Source organism: Streptomyces sp. NPDC058469 (genome assembly GCF_042721125.1).
In the GTDB taxonomy this organism is placed as follows: Bacteria; Actinomycetota; Actinomycetes; order Streptomycetales; family Streptomycetaceae; genus Streptomyces.
On sequence record NZ_JBHXME010000323.1, the window covers coordinates 1 to 3,672 of the forward strand.

General features: G+C 71.5%; 4 protein-coding genes and 1 pseudogene. 2 read left to right on the forward strand and 3 right to left on the reverse strand.

The annotated features are described in order from the left end of the window. Positions 1 to 118: 118 nt before the first annotated feature. Positions 119 to 823, reverse strand: a complete 705-nt coding sequence (locus ACFWP5_RS52030; protein ID WP_384174371.1) for an SDR family oxidoreductase — start codon at positions 821 to 823, stop codon at positions 119 to 121. A 7-nt stretch (positions 824 to 830) separates the two neighbouring features. Next, positions 831 to 1,403, reverse strand: a pseudogene (locus tag ACFWP5_RS52035) (LOG family protein). Positions 1,404 to 1,453: 50 nt separating this feature from the next. On the opposite strand from ACFWP5_RS52035, the gene ACFWP5_RS52040 reads away from it, so the two are divergent. Together ACFWP5_RS52040 and ACFWP5_RS52045 are read left to right on the forward strand one after the other, a co-directional pair. After that, positions 1,454 to 1,777: a DUF427 domain-containing protein gene (locus tag ACFWP5_RS52040; RefSeq protein ID WP_384174374.1), complete on the forward strand. Its 324-nt coding sequence runs from the start codon at positions 1,454 to 1,456 to the stop codon at positions 1,775 to 1,777. A gap of 37 nt (positions 1,778 to 1,814) precedes the next feature. After that, entirely contained in the window at positions 1,815 to 2,594 is a 780-nt protein-coding gene (locus tag ACFWP5_RS52045) for an alpha/beta fold hydrolase (protein ID WP_384174377.1), read from the forward strand. A 27-nt stretch (positions 2,595 to 2,621) separates the two neighbouring features. On the opposite strand, the gene mnmA is transcribed toward ACFWP5_RS52045, so the two are convergent. Beyond that, positions 2,622 to 3,672 (reverse strand): tRNA 2-thiouridine(34) synthase MnmA (gene mnmA / locus ACFWP5_RS52050; RefSeq protein ID WP_384174380.1); only part of this gene is annotated, 1,051 nt, incomplete at its 5' end.

A 3,672-nucleotide genomic window follows, 5' to 3' on the forward strand; every position in this document is an offset into this window, starting at 1 on the left:
ACGGAACCCTCCGGGGGTGTGGCGGTGACCCTGGGGGCTGCGCCCCCAGACCCCGCTTCGGCCCTGAAGGGGTCTCGTCCTCAAACGCCGGACGGACCTGATTTTGCCGCCCCGGGCTTCAACGCCGGGGGCCCGGCCTCACCGTCAGGTCGTTGACCTCCGCGTCCGCCGGCAGGTCGATGGCCATCAGGATCGTCGTCGCGACCGACTCGGGGTCGATCCACTGGGAGGGGTCGTACTGCTTGCCCTCTTGTTGGTGGACCTTGGCCTGCATGGGGCTGGCGGTGCGGCCGGGGTAGACCGAGGTGACGCGGACGCCGTTGTCGTGCTCCTCGTGGCGCAAGGAATCAGCCAGGGCCTTCAGGCCGTGCTTGGACGCGGCGTACGCGGACCAGTCGGCGCTCGCCCGCAGTCCCGCGCCGGAGTTCACGAAGAGGACGTGGCCGCCGGAGACCCGGAGTTGGGGCAGGAAGTGGCGGGTCAGTTCGGCGGGGGCGATCAGGTTGACGTTGAGCTGGTGGCGCCAGGTCTTCGGGGTCAGGTCACCCACTGGGCCGAGGTCGACCACCCCGGCGATGTGCAGGAGCGTGTCCACCCGGCCGGGCAGGCTCTGGTGCGAGAACGCCCAGCTGAGTTTGTCCGGGTCCGCGAGGTCGCCCACCAGGGTGCTCGCCCCGGGGTACTGCGCCGCCAGTTCCTTCGCGCGGCCCGCGTCGCGCGCGTGGAGCACGAGTTCGTCCCCGCGCGCGTGCAGCCGGCGGGCGACGGCCGCGCCGATGCCGGAACCGGCCCCGGTGATCACATGTGTAGCCATGTCCGCCATGCTCGCATCACTCGATGCCCTGGCTCTCCTCCAGGTAGGCCAGCGCCCCGACCGGCTCCTCGGCGAAGAACACCAGGTCGGTGAGCGGGACGGGCAGGAACCCCTCGTCCTCCATGCGCCGGAACTGGGTCTTCAGGCCGTCGTAGAAGCCCGCCGTGTTGAGCAGCACCACCGGCTTGTCGGTGTGGCCGTGCTTCTTCAGCTCCAGGATCTCCGTCGCCTCGTCCAGCGTCCCGGTGCCGCCCACCATGATCACCACGGCGTCCGACTTCTCCAGGAGCAGCTTCTTCCGTTCGGCGAGGTCGGCCGCGATCACCATCTCGTCGGCGCCCGCCCGTGCCGACGCCGCCAGGAAGGTCACCGAAACGCCCACCAGCCGTCCGCCGGACGCCTGTACGCCGTCGGCGACCACCTTCATCAGCCCGGCCTCCGAACCGCCCCACACGTGGGGGGTCCCCCCACGCCCTTAAGGCAGTGGGGGAGTGTGCCCGCCCTTGCCGAGCAGTTCCGCGAACTCCCGCGCGGGGCGCGTGTAGCGCTCGTCCAGGTCGGCGGCGGAGAGAAAGACACAGATCTTCATGCCGTCACGGTACGCGGGAAGAACCAGGGGCCCGCGAGTGCTTTTCCGGTATGGCTGAAGGACACACGATCACGATCGAGCAGGGCGACCGGCACGTACGCGTCGTCCACGGCGACCAGGTGCTGGCGGAGAGCGACCGCCCCCTCGTCCTGAAGGAGACCGGCTCTCCGGTGCGGTACTACCTCCCTCCGGAGGATGTACGCCTCGACCTCCTGACCCCCTCCGAGACCCACACGCACTGCCCCTTCAAGGGCGACGCGTCCTACTGGTCCCTCCCCGACGCGGCCGACCTGGTGTGGGCCTACCCCGACCCCAAGCCCGACGTCTCACAGATCAAGGACCACCTCTGCTTCTACGAAGTAGAAGTGTCGTAACCGATTAATCGGCGTTCCTTCGGCAGTCTTCATCGGCATGGACAAGAAGACTGTTTCGCGCGACGGCACCGCCATCGCGTACGAACGCATCGGTGCGGGTCCGCCCGTCGTCCTGGTCGGTGGCGCGATGACCACGGGCGACGGGCTCCTGCCGCTCGCCGCGCAGCTCGCGCACCGGTTCGGGGCCGTCCCGTACGACCGCCGGGGCCGGGGCGCCAGCGGCGACACGGCGCCCTTCGCCGTGGCCCGGGAGGTCGAGGACCTCGCGGCGCTGATCGACGCCGTGGGCGGCAGCGCGGCGCTCTACGGCCACTCCTCCGGCGCCGCCCTCGTCCTGCACGCGGCGGCGAGCGGCCTCCCGGTCACCGAAGTCGCCCTGTACGAGCCGCCGTTCGCCCTCGACGCGAGCGGCGCCAAGGAGCGCGCCGAGTACACCGAGCGCCTCACGGAACTCCTCGCCGAAGGTCGCCACGGCGACGCCGTCGCGCTCTTCATGGCGCTCACCGGCGCGCCCCCGGAGATGATCGACGGCGCCCGCCGCTCCCCCATGTGGTCCGGCATGGAGGCGATCGCCCCCACCCTCGCCTACGACGACGCGGCCATGGGCGACGGCCTGGTGCCGGCGGAGCTGCTGGCGTCCCTGTCCGTCCCGGTGCTCACGATCGCGGGCGGCGCGAGCGCCGAGTGGATGCGGCAGGCCGCGCGGGCCGCGGCGGACGCGGCGCCGGACGGGACGCATCGCACCCTGGACGGTCAGACCCACATGGTGGACCCGACCGTCCTGGCGCCGCTGCTCACGGAGTTCTTCACGGACTAGCCGCGAACGGGGGCGGGATCGGCCGTGTCAGGCCATCGCCGTCGCCGCGCGCGTGGTCGTCGCGATCGTCGCCGAGCCGACCACGCGCGTGTCGTCGTACAGCACGATCGCCTGCCCGGGGGCCACGCCCCGTACCGGCTCGGCGAACGACACCTCCAGGGTGCCGTCGATCAGTTCGGCGGTGACCTCGGTCTCGCCGCCGTGGGCGCGGAGCTGGGCGGTGTACGTGCCGGGGCCGGTGGGCGCCGTGCCGCACCAGCGGGGCTTGACGGCCGTGAGGCCGCTGACGTCCAGGGAGGCGGCCGGCCCGACCGTCACGGTGTTGTCGACCGGGGAGATGTCCAGGACGTAGCGCGGCTTGCCGTCGGCGGCCGGGGTGCCGATGCGCAGGCCCTTGCGCTGGCCGATGGTGAAGCCGTACGCGCCCTCGTGCGAGCCGATGACGGAGCCGGACTCGTCGACGATGTCGCCCTCGGCCTTGCCCAGGCGGCCCGCGAGGAAGCCCTGGGTGTCGCCGTCGGCGATGAAGCAGATGTCGTGCGAGTCGGGCTTCTTGGCGACCGCGAGGCCGCGGCGCTCGGCCTCGGCGCGGATCTCGTCCTTCGTCGTCACCGTGTCGCCGAGCGGGAAGAGCGCGTGCGCGAGCTGCTTCTCGTCCAGGACACCGAGGACGTACGACTGGTCCTTCGCCATGTCGGAGGCGCGGTGCAGTTCGCGGGTGCCGTCCTCGTTCACGATCACCTGGGCGTAGTGGCCGGTGCAGACCGCGTCGAAGCCGAGGGCGAGCGCCTTGTCGAGGAGCGCGGCGAACTTGATCTTCTCGTTGCAGCGCAGGCAGGGGTTCGGGGTGCGGCCGGCCTCGTACTCGGCGACGAAGTCCTCGACGACGTCCTCACGGAAGCGGTCGGCGAGATCCCAGACGTAGAACGGGATGCCGATGACGTCGGCGGCGCGGCGGGCGTCCCGTGAGTCCTCGATCGTGCAACAGCCACGCGCGCCCGTGCGGAACGATTTCGGGTTCGCGGAGAGCGCGAGGTGGACGCCGGTCACGACGTGGCCGGCGTCGGCGGCCCGGGCG

Coding starts and splice junctions, on each gene's coding strand:
- ACFWP5_RS52030 (WP_384174371.1), bottom strand. CDS start 823: ATGGCGGACATGGCTACACATGTGATCACCGGGGCCGGTTCCGGCATC.
- ACFWP5_RS52040 (WP_384174374.1), top strand. CDS start 1,454: ATGGCTGAAGGACACACGATCACGATCGAGCAGGGCGACCGGCACGTA.
- ACFWP5_RS52045 (WP_384174377.1), top strand. CDS start 1,815: ATGGACAAGAAGACTGTTTCGCGCGACGGCACCGCCATCGCGTACGAA.